The organism is Klebsiella terrigena, assembly GCF_006539725.1.
Taxonomy (GTDB): domain Bacteria; phylum Pseudomonadota; class Gammaproteobacteria; order Enterobacterales; family Enterobacteriaceae; genus Klebsiella; species Klebsiella terrigena.
Map to the genome: position 1 here is coordinate 84,281 of NZ_BJNO01000016.1, position 25,749 is coordinate 110,029.

Here is a 25,749-nt window from a genome sequence, read left to right on the forward strand (position 1 = left end):
ACAACAATGTAACCCAAGCGACAAAACATGTACATGGAGCATCCTTTTGTGGTTTAAGAAATCTCCGGAACACGTTGTGCTGCCCCGGAATCCTCTCGCCCGTAACGCGCAATACTCTTTATAATTTGTGCAGGATGCGACATGCTTACCGTCGCCTTTTTCAGACAAAAAATCGTAAGATTGTGGAAGATAAAAAATGAAAATTCGCTCAACTATTCTTGCCCTTGGGATCGCAGCAACGCTCACCGGATGTCAGAACATGGACTCCAACGCCCTCCTCAGCTCCGGCGCCGAAGCTTTCCAGGCCTACTCTCTGAGCGACGCGCAGGTCAAAGCGCTCAGCGACCAGGCCTGTAAAGAGATGGATAGCAAGGCAACTATTTCGCCCGCCGGCAGCGAATACAGCAAGCGTCTGAATAAAATCGCCGCCGCGCTGGGGGACAATATCAACGGCCAGCCGGTTAACTACAAAGTGTATGAAACCAAAGACGTTAACGCGTTTGCGATGGCCAACGGCTGCATCCGCGTATACAGCGGCCTGATGGACATCATGAACGATAACGAAGTGGAAGCGGTTATCGGCCACGAAATGGGCCACGTTGCGCTGGGTCACGTGAAAAAAGGTATGCAGGTGGCGCTCGGCACCAACGCCGTTCGCGCCGCCGCCGCGTCTGCGGGCGGTATCGTCGGCAGCCTCTCCCAGTCTCAGTTGGGCGATCTGGGCGAAAAGCTGGTGAACTCGCAGTTCTCCCAGCGCCAGGAGTCCGAAGCGGACGACTACTCCTACGATCTGCTGCGTAAGCGCGGAATTAATCCGTCGGGACTGGCCACCAGCTTCGAGAAGCTGGCCAAGCTGGAAGCCGGGCGTCAGAGCTCAATGTTTGACGATCACCCGGCATCGCAGGAGCGCGCTCAGCACATCCGCGATCGCATGAAGGCCGACGGCATTAAATAATCCCGGCTCCCCTCTCTGCAACGCCAGAGAGGGGAAAACGGCTTAATACAGCGTTTTCTGCGGCGGCCCGGCAAAACGCAGCGCGCCAATCTGCCCCATTTTGACCTCCACCACCGACGGCCCCGGCATCGCCAGCGCTTCGGTCATCACCGACTGGAAATCCTCCGCCCGCTCAACGCTCCACGCCTGCAGGCCGATGGCCTGCGCCAGCAGCGTGAAATCCGGAGTATGCAGCTCGTTGTAATACTGACGCCCGCCGAAATACTTATCCTGAATCCCGCGCATCACGCCGTAGCCGCCATCGTTCATGACAATCAGCGTGACGTTAGCCTTTTCCTGCGCCAGCGTCGCCAGCTCCCCCAGATTCAGGCTCAGCCCGCCGTCGCCGACGAGGCCGACCACCTTCCGCTGCGGGTTAGCAATCGCCGTGCCGATCGCCATCGGCAGGCCCATGCCAATGGCCCCGGCCAGCGAGTGAATGTTCATTAACGGGCCGTGGGCGCGGAACAGACGGCTCCCCCACAGGCTGCCGGAAACGGTGATATCGCGCACCAGGATCCCGTCGTCAGGCAGCGCCTGCGCGATGGCGTCGTTCAGCTGTGCGTAGGCGCCGCACTGCTCGCGCAGCCCGCTATCCGCCAGCGCGACCGCCTCTTTGACCTGCGCGTCCCACTGCTCATTGCCCCATTCACGCCCCTGCGTTTTTTCCGCCAGCGCCGCCAGCAGGCTGGCACAGTCGGCAATCAGCGTGTTATCCATCAGATAGTTACGGCTGGCCGCTGCCGGGTCGATATCAATCTGCACCCTTGGCGACGGCAGTTCGAGGGTCCAGGAGCGGGTTTCGTTGCTGCGCAGGCGCGAGCCCGCCACCAGGGTAAAATCGCACTGCGCCATCAGCGCTTCAACGGACGGCGAATTATGGAACGCGCGCAGGCTGGCGCGGTGCGCGTCCGGCAGCACGCCGCGGCCGTGGGTGCTGGAGATCACCGTCATCCCGGCATCGGCCAGCTTTTTCACCGCCGCCGCGCTGCCGATAGCCCCGCCGCCCAGCCACAGCAGCGGTCGTTTCGCCTGTCGCAGCTGCGCCCACAGCGCATCGACAACGGCGCTATCGGCGTCCGCCGCCGGGGCCGCTTTCAGCGCGGCGGTCACCAGCGAGGCCGGGATTTTCGCGCCCTGAATATCAATCGGGATCTCAACCGATACCGGCCCGCACGGCGGCGTTTGCGCCTCCTGAATCGCCTTATGCAGAATAGCCAGCGCCTGGCTGGCGTTGCTGATGCGGTACGCGCGCTTCGAGCTGGCCTTCAGGAAGGTCAGCTGGTCGCGGGTTTCGTGAATAAAGCCGGTGTCGGCATCGAGCCAGGTCTTCTCCACCTGACCGGTGAGGTGCAGCAGCGGCGTACAGGCGTTCATCGCCTCCACCAGCGCCCCTACCGCGTTGCCGGCCCCCGCGCCGGTGCTGGTCAACGCCACGCCCAGTCCGGAAAAGCGCCCGTGGGCGTCGGCCATGGTGACCGATCCGGCCTCACCGCGCGCCGGAACAAAGCGGATATTTCCACGCTGGCCTACCGCATCGGCGATCGGCAGGTTGTGAATAGAGATGACGCCGTAAATAGCCTCAACGTTGTACTGCTCCAGCGTTCTGGCGATGGCTTCGCCGACGGTTATCATTTCGCTCATTGCACACCCTTTTCTTAGTCGCACCAGTGGTTGACGCTATTACCCGTCGCCAGATAAATGCTTTTTTGTTGCATCCAGGCCTTTAGCCCCTGAATCCCTTTTTCGCGGCCCAGGCCGCTCTCTTTAAAGCCCCCAAATGGGGTCGAAATGGAGAAAACCTTGTAGGTGTTGATCCACACCGTTCCGACTTCCAGGCGATCGCTTAAGCGCAGAGCGCGTCCGCTGTCTCGCGTCCAGATCCCGGCCGCCAGGCCGTAAACCGAATCATTGGCCTGCTGGATCAGCGCGTCTTCATCGCTGAAGCTCATCGCCACCAGCACCGGACCGAAGATCTCCTCCCGGCAGGCGCGGGCCGCGTTGGTCAGCCCCTCAACGATCGTCGGTTGAAAATAGCTGCCTGCCGCCAGCGCCGGATCCGCCGGGATCTCGCCGCCGCACAGCACCCGGCCGCCTTCGCGTTTAGCCAGCTCGACGTACTCCAGCACGCTGTCGCGGTGCTTTTCATTAATCAGCGGTCCGACGTGGGTGTCCGCGCTAAACGGATGGCCGATTCTGAGCCCGCGGGTCAGCTCCAGCAGGCGCGCCATCAGCTGCGGATAGACTTTTTCATGCACAAACAGCCGCGAGCCGGCGATGCAGGCCTGGCCGCCGGAGCTAAAGATGCCGTAGCAGATGCCGCGCGCCGCCTGCTCAACATCGGCATCTTCCAGCACGATAGTCGGCGATTTGCCGCCAAGCTCCAGCGACGCCGGGATCAGCTTTTCCGCCGCCACGTGCGCCAGATGACGTCCGGTGCTGGTGCCGCCGGTAAACGAAATTTTGCGCACCAGAGGGTGGCGGGCCAGCGCGTCGCCAATCACCGATCCTTTCCCCGGCAGGACGCTGAGCAGGCCCGCCGGCAGGCCGGCCTGTTCGAAGATCCGCGCCAGCTCCAGCGCCATCAGCGGCGTGGCTTCCGCCGGCTTGAGGATCACCGCGTTACCGGCGGCGATCGCCGGGGCCACTTTTTGCATCTCGCTGGCGATCGGCGAGTTCCACGGCGTAATCGCCGCCACCACGCCCAGCGGCTCGTAGCGGCTGAGCGTCAGCAGATCCGCCTGACGCGGGGTCGGCAGTTCGCCCTCCAGCAGCTCGCAGGCGGCGGCAAAGTAGCGGGCGCTGCCCGCGGCGCTCATCACCAGGCCTCGCGCCTCCGCCAGCGGCTTACCGTTGTCGCGGCTCTGCATCCGCGCCAGTTCATCAAGGCGGGATTCGATAATATCCGCCGCTTTATGCAGGATCTTTGCCCGCAGATGGGGCAGCATGCTGCGCCACGCCGGCTGGCGCCAGGCGCTTTCGGCCAGCGCGATCGCCTCATGCAGATCCTCAAGGCTTGCCGCATGCAGCGTGGCGTTGACCGTGCCGTCGGCCGGAAACTGGCTGTGCATCAGGTTGCCGCCGCCGTGGCGCCAGCGACCGCCGATAAAAATCTTTAACTCATCCATCGCCGCCTCTTTGCGCTATGCCAGTTCGCGGCAGGCGCGAACCGCGCTCAGTGCCGCCAGGGTGGAAGTTTTTGGGTTGCTGGCGAGCGGTAATCCGCTGAGCTCCAGATGGAACTCGCCAAACGCGCCCTGTACGTGCAGGGTGTGGGTATTGCGCCGGGTCAGCGGATCGACCATCAGCTGTACCCGGGTATCGTCCATCCCGATGCCGCCCAGCGCCACGGTTGCCGCAACGTTGGCGTTCGCCGGAAACAGGCGAGCCGCTTCGCGCGCGCTGCCTTCAAAAAAGATTTTTGCTTCAGTGACCGCGTTGAGGTCGATGAGCATTTCCGCATAGCTGCCGCGCCAGCTGGCCGGGCTTTTGCGCGACCGGTAGGTCACCTGCTCAAGACCGCCCTCTTTCGCAGCCGCCAGTCCGTCGATACCGGCCACCGCGCCGGAAAGCAGAGTTAGCCGGCCTCCGGCGCCGTTGAGGCGCTTTTCCAGTTCGCTATCCGCCAGCGCGCCGGTAGAGATCACCGCCAGATGCCAGCCGCGCCTGAGAATGGCTTCACCAAACTGCGCCACCGCCTGCTGGCTGGCGCACTCCAGCACCAGATCCGGGGTTTCCGCGCAGGACTGCGGATCGTCCAGTACCGCTACCGCATCGCCGAAGCGCTGGCGGATCGCCGCGTGGTGCGCCTCGCGCGCCACCACCCAGCCAAGGGCGACCTGCGGCGGCAGCCGTTCAATCACCGCCTGCGCCATCGCGCCATAGCCGATGAGCATGATCTTTTTCATCTCAACTCCTTACAGATGACGGCAAAAGCCGCCGGAGACATCCAGCGCCGCGCCGGTGGTAAACGACGCCAGCGGCGAGGCGAGGAACAGCAGCGCCTGCGCCGGTTCCTGCGGCCTGCCGAGGCGCGCCATCGGGATCCCGCGCTTGCGGGCGATATCCGCCGTCCACGCGGGCCAGCTCTGACTCTTGTCCGTGCGGTTCTCGAAGCGCCGCTGCCACTGTCCGGACTCCACCATGCCGAGCAGAATGGAGTTCACGCGAATGCCTTTGGTAACCAGGTCCTTCGACAGCGTCAGGGTCATGTTGAGCAGCGCCGCGCGCGCTGCGGAGGTGGCGATCATGTGCTCCTCCGGCTGCAGCGCCAGCAGCGAGTTCACGCAGGTGATCGAGGCGATATCCGAGCGCTCGAGCTGCGCCTGAAAGGCTTTCACCGGGTTAATCACCCCGAACAGCTTAAGCTCCGCCTCGTGCAGCCACGCCTCCCGCGGCGTATCGGCGAAGTGCGCCACGTACCCCTGCCCGGCGTTATTAATCAGCATGTCGGCACCGCCAAAGCGGGCCGCTACCGCGTCGGCAAAGCCCTGCACCTCGTATTCTTTCAGCACGTCGCAGCGGTAAGAGAAGACGTCCGCTCCCGGATATTCGTTTTGCAGCGCCGCATGGGCGCTGGCGAGCCGGTCCGGATTACGGCCGCAGAAGGCGACCTTCGCCCCCTCCCCCAGCAGCAGGCGCAGCGTTTCAAAGCCAATCCCTGACGACCCGCCGGTGACCACCGCTACGCGCCCCTCAATTTGTGCATTCATCGCGCACCTCTTCCCCTACCCGTAAAAGCTGTTGATTGAAAAATGTGTCGTTATCGAGATAGCTGGCGTGCCCCGCTCGCGGGATGCCGACGTACGGCATGCGGTAGCGCAGCGCCAGGCCGTGCACCAGCTCCGGCTGGGTAACGGCGTCCTGCTCGCCGCACCACGCCTCAAAGCGGCCGCCAAAATCGCCAAGCCAGCGGTGAATATCGTCATGGGCCAGCATCCACGCCGCGGCCAGGTAGCCCTCGGCGCGCAGCCTGCGCATCCCGGCGGCAACGACGGCAACGTTAGCCTCATCGCTACAGGGGTGCAGCAGCTTCGCCGCCCGGCCCTGCGCCATCGCTTCGCCGCCGGCGGCCATCTGCTGCTGCCGACCCTGCCAGATTTTTTCACGCTGCGCGGCTTCCGCCCGGCCGTAGCCCTGAGCGGCATCGGCCAGCACCAGGCGCAGAACGCGCCCGGGATACTTTGCCGCAAAGGCGCTGGCCACCAGCGCGCCGAGCGAGTGGCCCACCAGCACCGCCTGCTCAACGCCGGCGTGGTCGAGCAGCCGCGCCAGCGCCTCGGCATAGTCGCCGGCATCCGCACGCTCGGCCGAGAGCATCGGGCTTTCGCCATAACCGGGCATATCCCAGGCCAGCACGCGGTAGCCGGACAGCGCCATCTGCTTATGCCAGGAGGCCGCGCCGGAGCTGATGCCGTGCAGCAGCACCAGCGGTGTGCCGCTCCCCTGTTCACGAAAACCCGTCATCATGTCTCCTTAACCCCGCTTCACTTTCGACAGGGGATGATCTTGCGGATAGGTCGGGATGTTCGGCTTGCGGGTGCCGAGCATCACGCACATCAGCGCTTCCTCTTCGCCGTGGTTAAACAGCCCGCGATAGATCCCCGCCGGGACGGAGATCAGGTCACGCTCGCGCAGCACGGTTTCGGTATAGCTATCGCCGTCCTGAACCATCAGGGTTATCTGCCCCTTGAGCATGAAAAACACCTCTTCGACGTCATCGTGCAGGTGCAGCGGCCCTTCGCACTTCGCCGGCAGCACCATGGTCGAGAAGGTGAAGTTCTCCGCCGCCACGGTATTGGTATCGTTGGCGACGCCGGTGGCGCCGGTGCCGATGTAGCGCATCTGGGCGCGGCGGTATTTCGGGTCGAAATCGGCCTGGAACTTCAGCGCATTCCAGTCATATTTGCGTCCTTCAAAGCGCGCGATCCGCGACTCAATCCACTCTTCCATCGTCAGGTGCTCAGGCTTGAGGCCCTGTTTTGCAGTTACGCTTGAATCTGTCATCGTCTTCTCCTCAGTAACGTCTTAGCAGCGGCAGCAACAGGAGACAGCCTACGACCGCCATCACCGCCAGAAAGATCAGTCCGGAATCCATGCTGTGGGTGAAGGCGATCAGCGCGCCCATCACCGCCGGCGACAGGGCGCCGGCAAAGTTTCCCAACCCGTTGAAAATCCCGCCCGCCGTGGCGCTGACCCGGGGATGGGTCGCCTTCGCCAGCAGCGCAAAAATATTGGGGGCGCCGGTTCCCCACATGAAGGTGCTAAAGCTCATCGCCGCGATAACCGTCAGCGGGCTGGTGAAGTGCATCACCGCCGCCAGGCCCACCGCCGCGCCGGCCAGCGAGATAAAGCAGGCAGCCGCGCGTTTATCGACCCGGTCGGAAAGCCACGCCCCGATGATTTCGCCAAGCAGCATGGCGATAAACGGCATCGACGACAGCCAGCCGGCGTGCTCCAGGTGGATACCCTTGCCCTTAATCAGGTAGCCGGGAAGCCAGCCGTTGATGCCCCACAGATAGGCCAGGAAGGCGATATTAAAGACGCAGATCATCCAAAAGTGCGGGCTGACAAACAGCTCCCGGCGCGCGCTACGCCGCTCTTCCTGCGAGCTGGCGGCCGCGGACGTTTTGCCCTCCAGCTGGATCCCGCGCAGGCCGATACGGACAAAAATCAGCACCGGCGCCGTCAGCATCGCCATCACAAAGAAGGTGCTTTGCCAGCCGAAGGTGCTGAGCAGCCAGATGGAGAGCGGGAAGCCGATGGCCGCGCCGACCGGCGTCCCGAGCAGCCACAGCATGGTGGCGCGCGCCTGCAGACGCTGCGGGAAGGTGTGGCGCACGATAGCGAAGGCCAGCGGAAACAGCGGCCCCTCGGCGATGCCGAGCAGCACGCGCAGCACGATCATGGCGCTGTAGCTGTGGGTGAATCCCATCATCACCATCAATACGCACCACACCACCATCATGCCGGTGAGCAGGCGCAGCGGCGCGATGCGGTCGCCCAGCCCGCTGAGCAGAACCGAGGAGAAACCGTAGCTCAGTAAAAAAGCGCTCATCAGGATGCCGAGGCGCGTGGTATCAAAATCGATGCCCATCGCCTGCTGAAAATGGCTATCAGAAAACAGCGCCGCAATGCTGATTTTGTCGAAGAACGCCAGCAGCACGCAGGCCAGTAACGACAGCGGAATAGCCCAGCGAACCGCTTTTTCAGGCGCGTGGACGCCCTCACCGCTCGCCACGGAGGGCGCGGTGTTTGTCTCTAATGTGGTCATCTCTCCCCCTTACGGGTGCGCGAGTGTTATCGCAATGACATCAGCGAAAAGGTCAGATCGTCGAGCGGCACCGCGGAAAGATCCCTCCCCGCCGCCATCCAGCGCTTCGCCAGCTTGACGGTACGCGCATCGTTAAACGCCACCAGCTGGCTGAGCCGGCCGTCGCTATCGAGCGAGAAAAAGAGTGGCCCTTTGGGATCGCGGCGAACCAGCGTCCGGGTTCCCGGCTGGGGGATCCCGAGGATCTGAATGTTGTGCGCGTATTGATCCGACCACAGCCACGGCGCTTCGTCGTAGCCCTCGGCCTGCGGATCGAGCATCGCCTTCGCCGTCGCTACCGCCTGATTCTGGGCAAAGGCCCACGACTGAATGCACAATCCGTACTGGTGATGGCGGGCGACATCGCCGGCGGCGAAAATAGCCGGATCGGCGGTTCGCCCCTGGGCATCAACCACGATCCCGCGATCGACGGGCAGGCCCGCCTCCTGCGCCAGCTCCAGATTAAGCTCGACGCCGATCCCCACCACCACCGCGTCGAAGGTCTGACGCCGGCCGTCGCAGCGGATCACCGGCAGGCCGTCGCTATCTTCGAGGCCCAGCGCGCCGCACCCCGTGCGGACGTTGACCCCCTGCTCGCGGTGCAGCCATTCCAGCTCCTGCGATACCTCGCCGCTCACCGAGCGCATGCACAGCGCCGGCTGCTGTTCGTAGAGCGTGACCTCGACACCGCTTTTACGCGCCGAGGCGGCAATCTCGAGGCCAATCCAGCCGCCGCCGACAATCGCCAGCCGGGTGCTGACCGCCAGGCGCGCCTTCAGGCGCCGGGCATCCTGCCAGTGGCGCAGGGTGTAGACCTGGGGATGCTGCGCCCAGGCCTCGCCGGGCAGGCGGGCGCGGCCGCCGGTAGCGATCAGCAGGCGGTCGTAGGCCAGCCGCTCACCGCCGCTCAGGCGCACGGTTCTCGCTTCACGATCGATGGCCTCCGCGCGCTGCGGGCGGTACCACTTCAGGTTCAGCGCCTGCTGCGCTTCTGCGCTAAACAGACGCGGCAGCGCCGGTTCGGCCTCCAGCAGCGCCGCCTTCGACAGCGGCGGGCGCTCGTAAAAATCCCACTCCTCCTCGGCAATAATGCAAATCTCGCCGTCAAAGCCTTCATCACGCAGCGTTTTTGCCGCCCAGCCGCCGGCCTGGCCGCCGCCGATAATCACTATCCGCACCGTCATACCGCCTCCGGCTTTTTCTGCTGGCGGCGGGTGTCGTGGTCGATTCCGCCCTCCACCGCCCACTCGGTAAAGGAAACCAGGGAGTGCTCCAGCTCGCGCGGCTGCCAGTTTTCCGTCAGATAGTCGTCGTTGGTGTAGTACTCAAACGCGCCGCCGGTCGGGCTGTTGACGTACCAGAAGTAGGCCGAAGAGACCGGGTGGCGGCCGGGGCCGATAAAGGTGCTCCACTGGCTTTTGTTCATCGCGATCCCACCGCCGATCACTTCGTGAATATCGCGCACCGTAAAGGCGACGTGGTTAAGACCGCGCTTGCGGGTCGGCAGCTGTAATAAGAAGAGATTGTGATGGCCGCCGCGCACGCCGCAGCGCAGGAACACCGCGCGGTTGATATAGCGATCGGACACCTGGAAACCCAGCACCTCGCGGTAGAAGCTCTCTACCGCCGCCAGCTCCTCAACGAAGAACACCACGTGGCCGATGTTGATCGGCTGGGCACGCTCGTAAACCGGGCTCGGCGTATCGATCCGCCGCACGTCGCCCCACTGGTTTATCGGCTCGACGTCCAGCTCAACCGGCGTCTGCTGGCTCACCTGAACCCGCAGCGTCATGCCGTTCGGATCCTGGCACTCGAGGGCGCCGTCCACTTCGCGAAAGGCCGGCTGCTGCGCCAGCTTCGGCCGCAGCGCCTCCAGCGCCGCCCGGTCCGCTACGCCCCAGGTCATCCGGCGCAGGGTATTACCCGCCTCAAAGGCGGGCGGCAGATCCGGGCTGTTGATCGGGTTCAGCAGCACCTGAGCGCCGCTCAGGGTGGTAAAACGCCGGCCGTCGGCATCGCTCGTCAGGCCAAAATCACGCATAAATTTGGCGCTATGGGTCAGGTCGTCGACGCCAAACTCCAGCTTTTCAATTCCGGTTACACTCATCGTTCGTTGCCTCTTTACCGTTCTGTCGCCCGGATTTGGGCGTAAAACATGCCCGACGCACCCAAGCGCCTGCAGTTAACGTATTGATTTAAATAGCCTGAGCTAAATGCCCGAGGAAGCCTGAAATTTTGTCCGCCGCCATGCTGACATCGTTTTGCAGCCGCTCGCGGTCGGCCTGCGGGATCTCATCCGACGGCACCAGGATACTCACCACCGCCGCCACCCGTCCGCTGCGATCGTAGACCGGGTAAACGATGGAGGAGATGCCGTGACGGTAGAAGGACTCGCCGATCACAAAGCCCCGCGCCTTATCCTGCTGTACCATCTGCCACAGCGCTTCGCGGTCGTGAATTTGCCCCGGCGTATTGCCCGGCAGCCGCTCGTCAGGGAACAGCAGTTCGAACTCGCGGCGGGAGACATCGGTCAGCAGCATGCGGCCAAGCGAAGTGCAGTGGACCGGCAGGCGGGTGCCGATGCTGACCTGATTAATGCGCGAGCCGGCGGCGCTGACGCGGGCGATGTAGATAATGTCCCGCCCGTCGCGGATCGCCAGGTGGCTGCTGCACTGGCTGGTATCGCGCAGCTGCTCAATCACCGGCTGACCGACCTGCGCCACATCCAGCGAGGCGATATATTCAAAGCCAAGACGCAGGACGTTCATCCCGAGCGAAAAGGTATTGGTGCGCGGATTGCGCTCGAGAAAGCCCATATATTCCAGCGTTTGCACCACGCGATAGGCGGTCGCTTTCGGCATATCCACCAGCCGATGCAGCTCGGCGAAGGTCAAATCGCGATGCTGCTCGCCAAACGCCAGCAGCAGCTCCAGCCCCCGCTCCAGGCCCGGCACCAGGTACTTCACTTCCCGCTCGTTTGCCATACCGCCTCGCCTCTTTAGTTAAAAACAAATCCGCCGTTGACCGGGATCAGCTGCCCGGTGATAAACCGCGACAGCTCGCTGAGCAGCCACACCACGCTGCCGGTAACATCTTCCGGCTGCTGGGCGCCGCTCAGGGCCCGGCCGTTCTCATACAGCTGATGACGTTCAGCCGGAACGTACTCGGTGGCCTCCACGCGGGTCAGCCCTGGGGCGATCGCGTTAATGCGGATGCGCTTCTCCCCGAGCTCGCGCGCCATTGAACGAGTCATGGCGATCACCGCGCCTTTGCTGGCGACGTAGGCCATCAGGCGCGGCGCGCCCCACAGCGCGGTGTCCGACGCCACGTTAACGATCCCGCTGCCTTCTCGCAGCAGCGGTACCGCCGCCCGGGTCACCAGCCAGGTGCCTTTGACGTTAACCGACATCACCCGATCCCACAGATCCGGATCGTAATCGATCATATTTTTGCCGCCGACGCCGGTGGCCATCGCGGCGTTATTCACCAGTCCGTCAATGGGACCTCGTTCGCCAATCGCGCTAAACGCCTGCGCGATTGAGTGCGGATCGGCGAGATCGATAGCCTGAGACTCAATGGCAAAACCTTGTTCACTGAGCCCATGCGCGCGCTCGGCCAGTTCGCCCTCGAGGATGTCGCACATCACCACCTTCGCGCCCTGCTCCGCACAGGCTTTGGCAAAGTGATAGCCCAGCCCGCGCGCGGCGCCGGTCACCACGATGCGTTTACCGTTCAGCAGTCCGTTCATCAGGCGGCACCCTGCTGTTCTTCACGCGCCGCCAGCTGCTCTTTGGCCGCTTTTTGCATCATGCGGCGCAGGCGCGACAGCCCGACGTCGTGCTGATAGAGATATTCGTGGTCGCGGGCGTTCGGCGCCAGGCTCTCCAGCACCACCCGATCCTGCTCGAGCACTTCCCAGTGCAGTTTTTCCAGGCGGTTGCGGTACATAAAGCGCCACATATCGCGCTGCCAGCCCTGCACGCCGCGGATACGCCAGAAAAAGACCCGACAGTTGTCGTTATCTTCCGGCACCACCATGCCGACGATAAAGAAGTGGCCTCCTGGCCCAAAGCGTTTCTGATATGGGATCGACAGGCGCATCCAGCAGGCGCCGCTGTTGCCGAGCTCTACCCAGTCAAAGTTGACGCCGCTCTGCCCCTTCTTCTCAAAAATGAAGCCGGTTTTGGTCGGCTGCAGCACCATGTCCGCTTTACGCTCGCCTTCCGCCATCGAGTGCGAAGAGGAGTGCAGATAGGTGCCGTGCATCGGGTCCATGACGTTTTCCAGCGCGTACTGATAGTTACATTTCTACGCGGCGGTGCAGAGGAAGTTGCTGTATTTGTCGCCGTTAGCCAGCTCTTCCGGGAAGGTCAGCTCCTCCGGCGGCTGGTTCGCCGTGGCGCCAAACCATAAGAAGATCGCCCCGTGCGCTTCCTGAACGCTATAGCTGCGCACGCACTGCTGGCCCACCAGCGGACACTTGTCGACCGCCGGGACATCTTTCACTTCGCCGTTTCCCGCCACTTCCACGCCGTGATACCAGCAGGCGATGCGGTCGCCGAGGTTCCAGCCCATCGACAGGCGCGCGCCGCGGTGCGGGCAGCGGTCTTCCAGCGCCTGCAGCTGGCCGTCTTTATTACGCCAGACCACAATCTGCTCGCCGAGACGGGTGATGCCCACCGGCGCGGACTGCACCTCCCAGCTTGCCAGCACCGGATACCACAGGCCGCGTAACCCTTTATCGAGATAGTTTTGTACCGTTGTCGTCATCGCTGTGTCCTCAGTATCCGTTTACCTGCAAAAAAGCCTCGAAGCTGGTCTCGCTCCAGGGTTCGCCCTGCTGGTCGTGCATTCTCAGGTCGTTCAGCCCGTCCACCAGCTGCGTCAGGCTCTCTGCGCCCTGCTCAAACAGCCCTTCAAGGGTGGCGATAAGCTGCAGCTCCCAGTTTTCCGGAACGCGGCTGCGGGTCTGCCAGATAAGATTGGCGTAGTCGCCCGGCTTGTGGATATTGCCGTTACCGCCCTCGGCGGGCGGCGTAAACTGGCGGCTTTCCGGCAGCGCCGGGTTGAAGTTCAGGGTTTCGCTCATGCCACGCTCTCCTCGATAAAAGTAATCTGGATCTGATTGTCGAATACCCGCACCGGGTAACGATTGAGGCTACGACCGCCCGGACCGTGCAGGCACTGACCGGTTTTCACATCGAATACCGCTTCGTGCAGCGGGCATTCAACCTTGCCGTCTTCCACAAAGCCCTGGCTTAACAGCGCGTAGGCATGGGGACACACGTCCTCCAGCGCGTAATACTCGCCATCAATCAGATAAATGCCGATCTCTTTACCGTCGATATTGCCGCTATAAGGGAAATCTTCCTGTACCTGCTCTGCGTCACATACGCCTATCCAGCTCATCACGATCCTCCAGGCTTTGTTTCATATATGAAACTCTGTTTCTTATTTAATACGGTCAATATAAAAGCGTTCAATCTTTCGTCAAGCGGCAATGTGAAGGATTTGTTAACCGATCGTGATTTAATTATCTAAGTGTGCAATCGATCACGAAAAATTGCGGTAATATGAAATTGTGATATTTAAAAGGAAGCGTCAAAATAAATTAAGCGGGCGCTTAACTTTTCGAAAATGACTATTGACTTCTTTTCCCTACAATCATTAAAAATGATAAATCCGGCTAAACATCAAGTTTCACTGGTGAAACACTTTTCAATTATTATCTTTTAAAACAACGAGTTTCACCTATGAATCATTTTACATACGTGACTATCACCGTTATTTAAAAATAGCGCCTTTGATTCATAAATGACCGGGAGAAAAGAGTAATCATGACCGCAAGATGGCAGGGAACAATCGCGCTACTGTTGTTAATTATCATCTCTTATATTGACCGGGTAAATATCTCAGTGATGATACTTAACCCCGAATTTGCGGCCCATTTTCAGCTAAATGAAAACAGAATGTTACAAGGAATGCTGATGACCTGCTTTCTTGTGGGCTATGGACTGTCGGCACTACTCTTAACGCCGGTGATTGAAAACCGACTGCACTATCGGCAGGGGCTATTAATCAGTATCGCTATCTGGGCCGCGGTGTGCGCCGTTTCTCCGCTGCTCGGATCGCTGTTCGGGATGCTGATCGCCCGAGTTATCTTAGGTATTGCGGAGGGGCCGCTATTTTCACTTAAAACGCGCTTTATCAGCGACAGCTTCGCCGCCGGCGAGATCGGTAAACCGAACGCGGTCACCGCGCTCGGGGTCTCGCTGGGGCTGGCGGTGGGCTTCCCGCTGGTCACTTTTTTAATCGCGCATCAGGGGTGGCAAGGCTCTTTCTACAGCCTGGCCGCGTTGAACCTGCTACTCGGCGGCGGGCTTATTTGGCGCTTCCTGCCGGCTCCGGCCGCGGCGGCGCAAAGGTCTCGCGCCGGCTTTAAGCAGACGTTTCAGCTGGCCTGGCGCACGCCGCTCCTCGGCTGGATCCTGCTGGTCGAGATCGCCACCCTCAGCTATCTGTGGGGCAGCAGCGCCTGGCTGCCGGCGTGGCTGCGCGATGAGCATCACTTCTCGCTACAGGCCACCGGCATTCTGGCAGCGATCCCCTTTCTGCTCAGCCTCGGCTCTAAATTTCTTGGCGGCGTGCTGCTCGATAAAATGCGTCCCGAGCAGGCTCCGCTGCTGTTTATAAGCGGCGGCCTTCTGACGGCCTGCTCGATACTGGCGCTGATGCTCAGCCACCAGCCGGCGTGGCTGGCGCTGTTTATGCTGTCGGCCAATATATTCTGGGGGCTTCAGGGAGCGGCGATACCGGCGGTGGTGCAGCATCACGCGGCAAAGGAGGCGGTAGGCAGCGCCTACGGCATCATTAACGGTATCGGCAATATCTGCGCGGCGTTTATCCCGCTGCTGATGGGGCTGGTGATGAAGTCGGTAGGGTCGGTCAGTTCAGGATTTTCGGTGCTGGTGGCGTCACAGGTCGTTACCCTGCTTGCCGGAGGCGTGCTGCTGCTGCGCATGCGTCGCGCAGCAGCAGTGAGCGCTTAGGGCTTATTCGCCCTTTTTTGCCGCCTGGATATAGAGCATTTCCAGCGCCAGGGTCGCCGCCGCCAGGGCGGTGATCTCGGACTGATCGTAGGCCGGAGCCACTTCCACCACGTCCATCCCGACGATGTTCAGATCCTTCAGGCCGCGCACCAGCTTGATCGCGCGATCCGAAGTCAGCCCGCCGATCACCGGCGTACCGGTGCCCGGCGCAAACGCCGGATCCAGGCAGTCAATGTCGAAGGTCAGATAGACCGGCATATCGCCAACGATCTGTTTGATCTGAGCAATAACATCCTCAGCGGTGCGATCGTTAACCTGGCCCGCATCCAGTACGGTAAAGCCGTTATCTTTGTCGAACTCAGTGCGGATACCGATCTGCACCGAGTGGTTCGGGTCGATCAGGCCTTCGTTCGGCGCGGTGTAGAACATGGTGCCGTGATCGAACTCGCAGCCGTTGGCGTAGGTGTCGGTATGGGCATCGAAATGCACCAGCGCCATTTTACCGAAATGCTTAGCGTGCGCGCGCAGCAGCGGGAGAGTGACGAAGTGATCGCCGCCGAAGGAGAGCATACGTTTCCCGGCCGCCAGCAGCTTCTCGGCGTGGGCCTGCAAACGTTCGCTCATATCGCGCGCGTCGCCGAAGGCGTAAACCAGGTCGCCGCAGTCGACAACGTTCAGACGCTCGCGCATGTCGAAGTTCCACGGGAAGCGGTTGCCTTCCCAGGCGAGGTTGGTGGAAACCTGACGGATCGCCGCAGGACCGTGACGCCCGCCCGCGCGGCCGGAGGTTGCCGCATCAAAAGGAACGCCGGTGATCACCCAGTCGGCGTCGCTGTCGTACGGCTGGAAGTTCAGCGGCAGACGCAAAAAACCAAACGCGTTAGAGACCAGGGAATTATCGTATTGATGACCTAAAGTGCTCATGGGTGTGACCTCTTTTTACAGGCGATAGTGTTAAAAATGCACATAAAAAAACCCCTCCGCGTCGTTAGGCCCGACGAGGAAGGGTTTGAATAGGGTGACTGCTTGTTGGGCGAATTATCGCCGTTAATGCATGCGGGTTCAAGTCGGTATCGCGTTTGCGTGACCTGATGCCCCCTCCTTCATAAGAGAGGGCGCGCAGCATGTTACTCGTCTTCCAGGTAAGTGTAGCCGTACAGGCCCGCTTCGAACTCTTCGAGGAACTGCTGCTGCAGCGCCTCGTCAAGACCGGAGTTTTTCACCTGATCGCGGAACTGGGTTAGCAGCGTGTTCGGATCCAGCTGCACGTACTGCAGCATATCGGCCACGGTATCCCCTTCGTCGGAGAGCTCGACTTCAACGCTGCCGTCAGGGAAGACGAACACGTCAACCGCTTCGGTATCACCGAACAGGTTGTGCATGTTGCCGAGGATCTCCTGGTAGGCGCCGACCATAAAGAAGCCCAGCATCGGCGGGTTATCAGGATCGTATTCCGGCATCGGCATGGTGGTGGCGATCCCGTCGCCATCGACGTAGTGATCGATAGCGCCATCAGAGTCGCAGGTGATATCCAGCAGCACCGCGCGACGCTCAGGCACCATGTTCAGCCCTTCCAGCGGCATCACCGGGAACAGCTGATCGATACCCCACGCGTCCGGCATCGACTGGAACAGCGAGAAGTTGACGTAAATTTTATCCGCCATCCGCTCCTGCAGCTCGTCAATGATTGGACGGTGCGCGCGGTTGCTCGGGTCGAGCTGTTTCTGCACTTCGTGACACATGTTCAGATACAGCTGCTCCGCCCACGCGCGCTCCTGCAGGTTGAAGGTGCCGGAAGAGTAGCCGGTGTGAATATCGTGCAGGTCCATCTGGCTATCGTGCAGCCATTCGCGCAGCGAGCGGCGGTTGCCGGTCTCGTGCATCTCCTGCCAGGTTTCCCACATGCTCTGCAGCGGGCGCGCCGCATCTTCCGCAGGCGGGGTCGCCTCGGTGTATTCGTTACGCTCAACGCCGATAATATTGGAGACCAGCACGGTATGGTGCGCGGTGACCGCACGCCCGGATTCGGTAATCACCGTCGGGTGCGGCAGACCGTTCTCTTCACAGGCGTCGCCGATCGCCCAGATAATGTTGTTAGCGTACTCGTTGAGGCCGTAGTTCACCGAACAGTCGGACTGCGAACGGGTGCCCTCATAGTCCACGCCCAGGCCGCCGCCGACGTCAAAGCACTGAATATTGACGCCCAGCTTATGCAGCTCAACGTAAAAGCGCGAGGATTCGCGCACGCCGGTGGCGATATCGCGAATGTTGGCCATCTGCGAGCCAAGGTGGAAGTGCAGCAGCTGCAGGCTTTCCAGATGTCCTGCCGCGCGCAGAATTTCAACCAGCTGCAGAACCTGCGTTGCCGCAAGGCCGAACTTGGATTTCTCGCCGCCGGAGGACTGCCATTTACCGGAGCCCTGCGAGGCCAAACGCGCGCGGACGCCAAGACGCGGCACCACGTTCAGGCGCGCGGCTTCTTCCAGCACGATGGCAATTTCCGACATCTTTTCGATGACCAGATAGACCTTGTGGCCCATCTTTTCGCCGACCAGCGCCAGGCGGATATATTCACGGTCTTTATAGCCGTTACAGACGATCACGCTGCGGGTCATGCCCGCGTGCGCCAGCACCGCCATCAGCTCGGCCTTTGAACCGGCTTCCAGGCCCAGCGGCTCGCCGGAGTGGATCAGCGACTCAATCACGCGACGATGCTGGTTAACCTTAATCGGGTAAACCAGGAAATAGTCGCCGTTATAGCCGTAGGACTCGCGCGCGCGCTTGAAGGCGGCGTTAATCGAGCGCAGGCGATGCTGCAGGATCTGCGGGAAGCAAAACAGTGCAGGCAGGCGCTGCCCCTGCGCTTCGCGCGCTTTAACTAATTCGGCAAGATCGACGCGCGCTTCCGGTACGTCAGGATCCGGGCAAACGCTGATATGGCCCAGTTCGTTGACGTCGTAGTAGTTATTACCCCACCAGGCAATATTATAAGTACGTAGCATTTTGCTAGCTTCCTGGGAGCTCATCGCCACCTCCTGCATAGAACGTAGTACACCGTGTTCGCCTGCTGACGAAGGCGAAACCATAGACATGTCGTCAGACATAGCGAACCTCAATTTTTAATAATAAGTGTAAGACAGTTAACTACTATCGCAGTCCAAAGACGCGATAACAACCCATGAACAGTCCTAAACCCCAGCAGATAGTGCTGGCGCTGCGACTGCGCGACCGGTTTCTTCTTCATATGATAATAAAACACGTACCCGAACCTGGTATGACAGTTCGGAGAAACCACGAGAAAACCCTTGCGATAGCGGCAAGAGAGCCCTTGTTCAGTTTTCTGACGACCTTCCGGCCCTGGAATCCTGAGAAGCGCCGAGATGGGTAGAACATCGGCAGGTGTGCATGAAAGAGATGCAGATTGCGGGATAGTGACGCGCGACGGAACGACGCGACGAATCAGGTGAAAAACGTGGGTTCATTATCTGGTATCACCTCCACACTGCCCCGAAACGGGCCAGCGACAAGCCAAAGCTATATACCTGGCAGCAGGCGCAAAGGCCGCTGCGGGATTCTGTCAATACAGAGTGCTTAACCCGGCTGGAAGTGGCGTCACGAGGTACTCTTCGTGCGCTGTCATAATGAGCCGCGCGCGGCGTTTTATACCGAGAAGCAGGCTAAAATGCAAAATAAAAATATGCGCGTTGCCGCATCTGGCAGGAAAAATTTCCACCGGCTATGACGCATAAATGCGATGTGCATCAAAAAAAGTCTGGAAATGGGATTAAGATTTGACCTAAAATAGCCGTCCAGAAGTTAATCCGTCTATACTGATTAACACTCAGACTGCTCGTGTCACTACCTGCAGGCTTTGGTAGAATCATCCACCAAAGCTAATCCACACAACAGTATGAGCTATACGAATACTCCACAGGTAAAATAAAACATGGCAAAACACCTCTTTACGTCCGAGTCCGTATCAGAAGGGCATCCAGACAAAATTGCTGACCAAATCTCCGATGCCGTGCTTGATGCGATCCTGGAACAGGATCCGAAAGCCCGCGTCGCGTGTGAAACCTACGTCAAAACCGGCATGGTTTTGGTTGGCGGTGAAATCACCACCAGCGCATGGGTTGATATCGAAGAGATCACCCGTAATACGGTTCGTGAAATTGGCTACGTGCATTCCGATATGGGCTTTGATGCCAACTCCTGCGCCGTGCTGAGCGCAATCGGCAAGCAGTCCCCGGACATCAACCAGGGCGTTGACCGTGCCGATCCGCTGGAGCAGGGCGCGGGCGACCAGGGCCTGATGTTTGGCTATGCCACTAACGAGACCGACGTGCTGATGCCGGCGCCGATCACCTATGCTCACCGTCTGGTGCAGCGTCAGGCTGAAGTGCGTAAAAACGGCACGCTGCCGTGGCTGCGTCCGGATGCGAAGAGCCAGGTGACCTTCCAGTATGACGACGGCAAAATCGTCGGCATCGACGCGGTGGTACTGTCGACCCAGCACGCGGAAGATATCGATCAGAAATCGCTGCAGGAAGCGGTGATGGAAGAGATCATCAAGCCGGTTCTGCCGACCGAATGGCTGAGCAGCGCCACCAAATTCTTTATCAACCCAACCGGCCGCTTTGTGATCGGCGGCCCGATGGGCGACTGCGGCCTGACCGGGCGTAAAATCATCGTTGATACCTACGGCGGCATGGCTCGTCACGGCGGCGGCGCGTTCTCCGGTAAGGATCCGTCTAAAGTTGACCGCTCCGCGGCTTACGCAGCGCGCTATGTGGCGAAGAACATCGTTGCTGCAGGCCTGGCCGATCGCTGTGAGATTCAGGTTTCCTACGCAATCGGCGTGGCTGAACCGACCTCTATCATGGTGGAAACCTTCGGCACCGAGAAGATTGCTTCCGAGCAGCTGACGCTGCTGGTGCGCGAATTCTTCGACCTGCGTCCGTACGGCCTGATCCAGATGCTGGATCTGCTGCACCCGATCTACAAAGAAACCGCGGCATACGGTCACTTTGGTCGCGAACATTTCCCATGGGAAAAAACCGACAAAGCCGCTCTGCTGCGCGAAGCTGCCGGCCTGAAATAACCGCACGCTTTACCGTTTCAAAGGCCAGCCTCGTGCTGGCCTTTTTCTTTATCTCTTCCCCCACCGCACTCTGCGCCCCGCCGCCATCGGTTCCTGCAACCCTCGACGATGAAAGCGATTACATCAGATTGGCAGCCATTATTTAGCTCCGTATCAGCGTTAATGAAGCAATCTTTCACAATGTTACATACTATTTCAGGCAAGTCTGATTTCCGTTTTTTATCTCATTAACTAAAATCACATACTATATTGATTTATATAAATATTTATTGATTACGTTTCTTTACCTTAGTGTAAGCGATTACACAGCCGTGATTACAATCACATTTTTTTGCTACGCACTCCCCTACTCTAAGCAGCGACAGAATCAATAACTCAACTGGAGGGCGTTATGCCTGACAACAAAAAACAAGGGCGCTCGAACAAAACGATGACGTTCTTTGTCTGTTTCCTCGCCGCACTGGCCGGCCTGCTTTTTGGCCTTGATATCGGCGTCATTGCGGGTGCCCTACCCTTTATTGCCAACGAGTTTCAGATTACCGCTCACACTCAGGAATGGGTGGTGAGCTCCATGATGTTCGGCGCCGCGGTCGGTGCGGTCGGCAGCGGCTGGCTCTCCTTCAAGCTGGGCCGTAAGAAAAGCCTGATGATCGGCGCCATCCTGTTCGTTGCCGGCTCGCTGTGCTCCGCCGCCGCGCCGAACGTTGAAGTGCTGCTGATTTCCCGCGTACTGCTGGGCCTGGCGGTAGGCGTCGCCTCCTACACCGCCCCGCTGTATCTCTCGGAAATTGCGCCGGAGAAAATTCGCGGCAGCATGATCTCGATGTATCAGCTGATGATCACCATCGGTATTCTCGGCGCCTATCTGTCGGATACCGCGTTTAGCTACAGCGGCGCATGGCGCTGGATGCTCGGGGTCATTATCATCCCGGCCATTCTGCTGCTGATTGGCGTCTTCTTCCTGCCGGACAGCCCGCGCTGGTTTGCCGCTAAACGCCGCTTTGTCGACGCTGAGCGCGTGCTGCTGCGCCTGCGTGATACCAGCGCCGAAGCCAAACGTGAGCTCGATGAAATCCGTGAAAGCCTGAAGGTTAAACAGTCCGGCTGGGAGCTGTTTAAAGAGAACAGCAACTTCCGCCGCGCGGTGTTCCTCGGGGTCCTGCTGCAGGTGATGCAGCAGTTCACCGGGATGAACGTCATCATGTACTACGCGCCGAAGATCTTTGAGCTGGCGGGCTACGCCAACACCACCGAGCAGATGTGGGGCACGGTTATCGTCGGCCTGACCAACGTGCTGGCGACCTTTATCGCGATCGGCCTGGTTGACCGCTGGGGCCGTAAGCCAACGCTGATCCTCGGCTTTATCGTCATGGCCGTCGGCATGGGCGTGCTGGGCAGCATGATGCATATCGGCATCCACTCCACGACCGCGCAGTACTTCTCCGTGCTGATGCTGCTGATGTTTATCGTCGGCTTCGCAATGAGCGCAGGCCCGCTGATCTGGGTCCTGTGTTCAGAAATTCAGCCGCTGAAGGGCCGCGATTTCGGCATCACCTGCTCCACGGCCACCAACTGGATTGCCAACATGATCGTCGGTGCGACCTTCCTGACCATGCTGAACTCGCTGGGCAGCGCGAACACCTTCTGGGTCTATGGCGGCCTGAATATCCTGTTCATCTTCCTGACCCTGTGGCTGATTCCGGAAACCAAAAACGTTTCGCTGGAACATATCGAACGTAACCTGATGAAGGGCCGTCCGCTGCGTGAAATCGGCGCTCGCGACTAGTCATCACCGCGCTTCCTCCCCCCGCGGGAGGAAGCTTCTTCTTGCTCTCCTCTCCTCGCCGCACTATCCTCTGGCGCTATGAAGACACCCCGAATTCCCATCGCTACGCAGCAGGCCGTAATGCGCAGCCTGCGGGAAAAACTCGCCCTCGCGAACCTCAAGCTTGAGCGCCGCTATCCGGAACCCGCGCTGGTCTATCAGCAGCGAGGAACCTCCGCCGGCACCGCCTGGCTGGAGAAGAATGAAATTCGCCTCAACCCGGTGCTGCTGCTGGAGAACCAGCAGGCGTTTATCGATGAGGTCGTGCCGCACGAGCTGGCGCACCTGCTGGTGTGGCAGCATTTTGGACGCGTGGCGCCGCACGGCAAAGAGTGGAAGTGGATGATGGAAAGCGTGCTGGAAGTGCCGGCCCGCCGCACCCACCGCTTCGAACTGGACTCCGTGCGACAGAATACCTTCCCCTACCGCTGCCAGTGCCAGCAGCACCAGCTTACCGTTCGCCGTCACAACCGCGTGACGCGCGGCGAAGCCACCTACCGCTGCGTTCGCTGCGGCGATCTGCTGGTCGCCGAAGAGTAAATATCGGCTATAACTGGAAATTTTCTGATCTGACTGATTGCATCTGACAATCGCATTCGCTACGTTGCGGGCTCTTTTTGACACGGAGTTCACGATGTCCCGTACTCATATTTTTGCCGCAGCGCTTTTGACTGCGGCCTTTAGCGGTCAGGCTATGGCCGAAGGGATCCACAGTTTTTCCCAGGCAAAAGCCGCCGGAGTGAAGGTTAACGCCGATGCCCCCGGTGACTTCTACTGCGGCTGCAAAATCGACTGGCAGGGTAAAAAAGGCGTTATCAATCTACAATCCTGCGGCTATAAAGTGCGTAAAAACGAAAACCGCGCCAGCCGCGTCGAGTGGGAGCACGTCGTCCCGGCGTGGCAGTTTGGCCACCAGCGCCAGTGCTGGCAGGATGGCGGGCGTAAAAACTGCGCCAAAGATCCGGTTTACCGCAGGATGGAAAGCGATATGCACAACCTGCAGCCGGCGGTTGGCGAGGTCAACGGCGACCGCGCTAACTATATGTACAGCCAGTGGAACGGCGGCGAAGGCCAGTACGGCCAGTGCGCGATGAAGGTCGATTTTAAAGAGAAGGTCGCCGAGCCGCCGGTGCGCGCGCGCGGCGCGATTGCGCGGACCTACTTCTATATGCGCGATAGCTATCAGCTCACCCTTTCCCGTCAGCAAACCCAGCTGTTTACCGCCTGGGATAAGACCTACCCGGTCACCAGTTGGGAGTGCGAACGCGATGAGCGTATCGCTAAAGTTCAGGGCAACCACAATCCTTACGTCCAGCAGGCTTGCCAGGCGCAAAAGAGCTAACCTACACTAGCGGCAATTGTTAATTTGCAGGTCCCGCTATTCTCCCGCCGCGGCGGGGAACCGGGGCCTGCGCGAAGAACGGAATATCAAGCATGCGCACTCCCCGCATCCACCACCCCGAACCGATTATCGTCGGCAGCCAGATAGCCCTTTCCGACGACGCGGCGAACCACGTTGGCCGCGTACTGCGAATGGGTAAAGGCCAGGCCATTCAGCTTTTTGACGGTAGTAATCAGGTATTTGAAGCCACAATCGTCGACGCGGGCAAGAAAAACGTGACGGTTGAGATTGTCAGCGGCGAGCGTGACGACCGCGAATCGCCGCTGCATATTCACCTCGGTCAGGTCATGTCGCGCGGCGAAAAGATGGAATTCACCATCCAGAAATCGATCGAGCTCGGGGTAAGCCTCATTACGCCACTGTTTTCCGAGCGCTGCGGGGTTAAACTGGATGCCGAACGCTTGCAGAAAAAGATCCAGCAGTGGCAGAAAATCGCCATTGCCGCCTGCGAGCAGAGCGGCCGCAACGTGGTGCCAGAGATTCGCCCGGCCATGCAGCTGGAGGCATGGTGTGCGGAGCAGGATGATAGCCTGAAGCTGAACCTGCACCCTCGCGCCAGCGCCAGCATTAACACGCTGCCGCTGCCGGTCGAGCGCATTCGTCTGCTGATTGGCCCTGAAGGAGGGCTGTCAGCGGAAGAGATCGCGATGACCGCTCGTTACCAGTTTACTGATATTCTGTTGGGACCGCGCGTTCTGCGTACAGAGACAACTGCGCTAACCGCCATTACCGCGCTACAGGTGCGTTTTGGCGACTTAGGTTGAAGCGTTAACGGAGAATAATAATGATCAAGCTCGGCATCGTGATGGACCCCATCGCAACCATCAACATCAAGAAAGACACCAGCTTCGCCATGCTGCTGGAAGCCCAGCGTCGTGGCTACGAACTCCATTATATGGAGATGAACGACCTGTACTTAATCAACGGCGAAGCCCGCGCCCGTACGCGCACGCTGAGCGTCGAGCAGAATTACGACAAGTGGTACGAGTTCAGCAGTGAGCAGGATCTGCCGCTGGCGGATCTCGACGTGATTCTGATGCGTAAGGATCCGCCGTTCGATACCGAGTTCATTTATGCCACCTATATTCTCGAACGCGCGGAAGATAAGGGCACGCTTATCGTCAACAAGCCGCAGAGCCTGCGCGACTGTAACGAGAAGCTCTTTACCGCCTGGTTTGCCGACCTGACGCCAGAAACGCTGGTCACCCGCAACAAGGCGCAGCTGAAAGCCTTCTGGGAAAAGCACGGCGATATTATCCTCAAGCCGCTGGACGGCATGGGCGGTTCCTCTATTTTCCGCGTGAAAGAGGGCGATCCTAACCTGCCGGTGATTGCGGAAACGCTGACCGATCTGGGCAGCCGCTACTGCATGGCACAAAACTATCTACCGGCCATCAAGGACGGCGATAAGCGCGTGCTGGTCGTCGACGGCGAGCCGGTTCCCTGGTGCCTGGCGCGTATTCCGCAGGGTGGAGAGACGCGCGGCAACCTGGCCGCCGGCGGTCGCGGCGAAGCCCGCCCGCTGACCGAGAGCGATTGGGAGATTGCCCGCCGCGTCGGCCCTACGCTGAAGGCCAAGGGCCTGATTTTCGTCGGTCTGGATATCATCGGCGATCGCCTGACGGAAATTAACGTCACCAGCCCAACCTGCGTACGCGAGATTGAGGCCGCCTTCCCGATCTCCATCACCGGGATGCTGATGGACGCCATCGAGAAGCGCCTCGCTAAGTAATCCGCGGCTTGTAGATGAGCCAGCTTGCATCAACAAAAGCTTAAGAGTAAAAGGGCCAACGCCCCTTTACTCTTTTGTTCTCTTGCCCTTTGCTCTTTGCTCCTTGTTCTTCGCTTTTTACTCTTCGCCCTTTTCGAACCGATAATCGGCCAAACTGATTCAACGAAAGATTTCGCGCTACGGGAAGGCGGCGACGCAGCGAGCGCCCGGGAGCATAGTTTACTATGTGACCGGGGCGAGCGAGGAAGCCAACACCCCCGTAGCGTGAAAGATAAAGTTGAATCGACAGGGCAGCACTTTGCCCGCATACTGGGTGCTGCTTTTTGAACCAGGA

The 25,749-nt window shown here is 60.0% G+C and carries 25 protein-coding genes and 1 pseudogene; 8 read left to right on the top strand and 18 right to left on the bottom strand.

Features of this window, described 5'->3' with window-relative positions:
- Window positions 1-196 precede the first annotated feature (196 nt).
- On the top strand, window positions 197-955 hold the full coding sequence (gene loiP, locus RTE01_RS17590) for a metalloprotease LoiP (protein ID WP_041147175.1): 759 nt from the start codon (window positions 197-199) through the stop codon (window positions 953-955).
- A 42-nt stretch (window positions 956-997) separates the two neighbouring features.
- Here loiP and RTE01_RS17595 read toward each other — a convergent pair whose 3' ends face one another.
- The 14 genes and pseudogenes from RTE01_RS17595 to RTE01_RS17660 all read right to left on the bottom strand — a co-directional run bounded on the left by RTE01_RS17595 (window position 998) and on the right by RTE01_RS17660 (window position 13,715).
- Window positions 998-2,638 carry a thiamine pyrophosphate-binding protein gene (locus tag RTE01_RS17595; protein WP_141335220.1) on the bottom strand — a complete coding sequence of 547 codons (1,641 nt, stop codon included), beginning with the start codon at window positions 2,636-2,638 and terminating at the stop codon, window positions 998-1,000.
- 14 nt (window positions 2,639-2,652) lie between these two features.
- Window positions 2,653-4,122 (bottom strand): aldehyde dehydrogenase, encoded by a 1,470-nt coding sequence (locus RTE01_RS17600; protein WP_141335222.1) that lies wholly within the window; start codon window positions 4,120-4,122, stop codon window positions 2,653-2,655.
- A 15-nt stretch (window positions 4,123-4,137) separates the two neighbouring features.
- Window positions 4,138-4,902, bottom strand: a complete 765-nt coding sequence (locus tag RTE01_RS17605; RefSeq protein WP_076946685.1) for an aspartate dehydrogenase — start codon at window positions 4,900-4,902, stop codon at window positions 4,138-4,140.
- A 9-nt stretch (window positions 4,903-4,911) separates the two neighbouring features.
- On the bottom strand, window positions 4,912-5,706 hold the full coding sequence (locus tag RTE01_RS17610) for an SDR family oxidoreductase (RefSeq protein WP_134527738.1): 795 nt from the start codon (window positions 5,704-5,706) through the stop codon (window positions 4,912-4,914).
- Window positions 5,690-6,460, bottom strand: coding sequence for an alpha/beta fold hydrolase (locus RTE01_RS17615; protein WP_134528647.1), 771 nt, complete (start codon window positions 6,458-6,460; stop codon window positions 5,690-5,692). Before RTE01_RS17615 ends, RTE01_RS17610 begins: the two co-directional genes overlap by 17 nt.
- A gap of 9 nt (window positions 6,461-6,469) precedes the next feature.
- Complete coding sequence (locus tag RTE01_RS17620; protein ID WP_123551960.1) at window positions 6,470-7,000, bottom strand: cupin domain-containing protein; 531 nt, start codon at window positions 6,998-7,000, stop codon at window positions 6,470-6,472.
- Window positions 7,001-7,010: 10 nt separating this feature from the next.
- The gene (locus tag RTE01_RS17625; protein WP_076946682.1) at window positions 7,011-8,267 is read right to left on the bottom strand and encodes an MFS transporter; all 1,257 of its coding nucleotides are present in this window, start codon (window positions 8,265-8,267) and stop codon (window positions 7,011-7,013) included.
- 26 nt (window positions 8,268-8,293) lie between these two features.
- Window positions 8,294-9,490 carry an NAD(P)/FAD-dependent oxidoreductase gene (locus RTE01_RS17630; protein WP_134528650.1) on the bottom strand — a complete coding sequence of 399 codons (1,197 nt, stop codon included), beginning with the start codon at window positions 9,488-9,490 and terminating at the stop codon, window positions 8,294-8,296.
- On the bottom strand, window positions 9,487-10,413 hold the full coding sequence (locus RTE01_RS17635; protein WP_041147184.1) for a VOC family protein: 927 nt from the start codon (window positions 10,411-10,413) through the stop codon (window positions 9,487-9,489). The genes RTE01_RS17630 and RTE01_RS17635 overlap by 4 nt, the downstream gene beginning before the upstream one ends.
- Before the next feature lie 88 nt (window positions 10,414-10,501).
- Entirely contained in the window at window positions 10,502-11,290 is a 789-nt protein-coding gene (locus RTE01_RS17640) for an IclR family transcriptional regulator (RefSeq protein WP_045857098.1), read from the bottom strand.
- A 14-nt stretch (window positions 11,291-11,304) separates the two neighbouring features.
- Window positions 11,305-12,054 (bottom strand): SDR family oxidoreductase, encoded by a 750-nt coding sequence (locus tag RTE01_RS17645; RefSeq protein WP_041147186.1) that lies wholly within the window; start codon window positions 12,052-12,054, stop codon window positions 11,305-11,307.
- Window positions 12,054-13,076, bottom strand: a pseudogene (locus RTE01_RS17650) (Rieske 2Fe-2S domain-containing protein). Before RTE01_RS17650 ends, RTE01_RS17645 begins: the two are co-directional and overlap by 1 nt.
- Window positions 13,077-13,086: 10 nt before the next feature.
- Window positions 13,087-13,395 carry a recombinase-like helix-turn-helix domain-containing protein gene (locus RTE01_RS17655; RefSeq protein WP_041147188.1) on the bottom strand — a complete coding sequence of 103 codons (309 nt, stop codon included), beginning with the start codon at window positions 13,393-13,395 and terminating at the stop codon, window positions 13,087-13,089.
- Complete coding sequence (locus tag RTE01_RS17660) at window positions 13,392-13,715, bottom strand: Rieske (2Fe-2S) protein (protein WP_041147189.1); 324 nt, start codon at window positions 13,713-13,715, stop codon at window positions 13,392-13,394. Before RTE01_RS17660 ends, RTE01_RS17655 begins: the two co-directional genes overlap by 4 nt.
- A gap of 428 nt (window positions 13,716-14,143) precedes the next feature.
- On the opposite strand from RTE01_RS17660, the gene RTE01_RS17665 reads away from it, so the two are divergent.
- Entirely contained in the window at window positions 14,144-15,355 is a 1,212-nt protein-coding gene (locus tag RTE01_RS17665; RefSeq protein ID WP_141335225.1) for an MFS transporter, read from the top strand.
- A 3-nt stretch (window positions 15,356-15,358) separates the two neighbouring features.
- On the opposite strand, the gene speB is transcribed toward RTE01_RS17665, so the two are convergent.
- From speB to RTE01_RS26715, 4 genes are all read right to left on the bottom strand, one after another.
- On the bottom strand, window positions 15,359-16,279 hold the full coding sequence (gene speB, locus RTE01_RS17670; protein WP_041147191.1) for an agmatinase: 921 nt from the start codon (window positions 16,277-16,279) through the stop codon (window positions 15,359-15,361).
- Window positions 16,280-16,482: 203 nt separating this feature from the next.
- Entirely contained in the window at window positions 16,483-18,459 is a 1,977-nt protein-coding gene (gene speA / locus RTE01_RS17675; RefSeq protein ID WP_071844984.1) for a biosynthetic arginine decarboxylase, read from the bottom strand.
- Window positions 18,460-18,467: 8 nt separating this feature from the next.
- Window positions 18,468-18,599, bottom strand: coding sequence for an acid stress response protein YqgB (gene yqgB, locus RTE01_RS17680; RefSeq protein WP_115191897.1), 132 nt, complete (start codon window positions 18,597-18,599; stop codon window positions 18,468-18,470).
- An 88-nt stretch (window positions 18,600-18,687) separates the two neighbouring features.
- Entirely contained in the window at window positions 18,688-18,837 is a 150-nt protein-coding gene (locus RTE01_RS26715) for a hypothetical protein (RefSeq protein ID WP_421672658.1), read from the bottom strand.
- A gap of 464 nt (window positions 18,838-19,301) precedes the next feature.
- On the opposite strand from RTE01_RS26715, the gene metK reads away from it, so the two are divergent.
- The 6 genes from metK (at window position 19,302) to gshB (ending at window position 25,415) form a co-directional block, all read left to right on the top strand.
- The gene (gene metK, locus RTE01_RS17685) at window positions 19,302-20,456 is read left to right on the top strand and encodes a methionine adenosyltransferase (RefSeq protein ID WP_041147193.1); all 1,155 of its coding nucleotides are present in this window, start codon (window positions 19,302-19,304) and stop codon (window positions 20,454-20,456) included.
- A gap of 391 nt (window positions 20,457-20,847) precedes the next feature.
- Window positions 20,848-22,242: a sugar porter family MFS transporter gene (locus RTE01_RS17690; protein WP_041147194.1), complete on the top strand. Its 1,395-nt coding sequence runs from the start codon at window positions 20,848-20,850 to the stop codon at window positions 22,240-22,242.
- Between the two features lie 78 nt (window positions 22,243-22,320).
- Complete coding sequence (locus RTE01_RS17695) at window positions 22,321-22,821, top strand: SprT family zinc-dependent metalloprotease (protein ID WP_041147195.1); 501 nt, start codon at window positions 22,321-22,323, stop codon at window positions 22,819-22,821.
- 94 nt (window positions 22,822-22,915) lie between these two features.
- On the top strand, window positions 22,916-23,623 hold the full coding sequence (gene endA / locus RTE01_RS17700) for a deoxyribonuclease I (RefSeq protein WP_041147196.1): 708 nt from the start codon (window positions 22,916-22,918) through the stop codon (window positions 23,621-23,623).
- 92 nt (window positions 23,624-23,715) lie between these two features.
- Window positions 23,716-24,447 carry a 16S rRNA (uracil(1498)-N(3))-methyltransferase gene (gene rsmE, locus RTE01_RS17705; protein ID WP_076946674.1) on the top strand — a complete coding sequence of 244 codons (732 nt, stop codon included), beginning with the start codon at window positions 23,716-23,718 and terminating at the stop codon, window positions 24,445-24,447.
- A 20-nt stretch (window positions 24,448-24,467) separates the two neighbouring features.
- Window positions 24,468-25,415 (top strand): glutathione synthase, encoded by a 948-nt coding sequence (gene gshB, locus RTE01_RS17710; protein ID WP_041147198.1) that lies wholly within the window; start codon window positions 24,468-24,470, stop codon window positions 25,413-25,415.
- Window positions 25,416-25,749 lie beyond the last annotated feature (334 nt).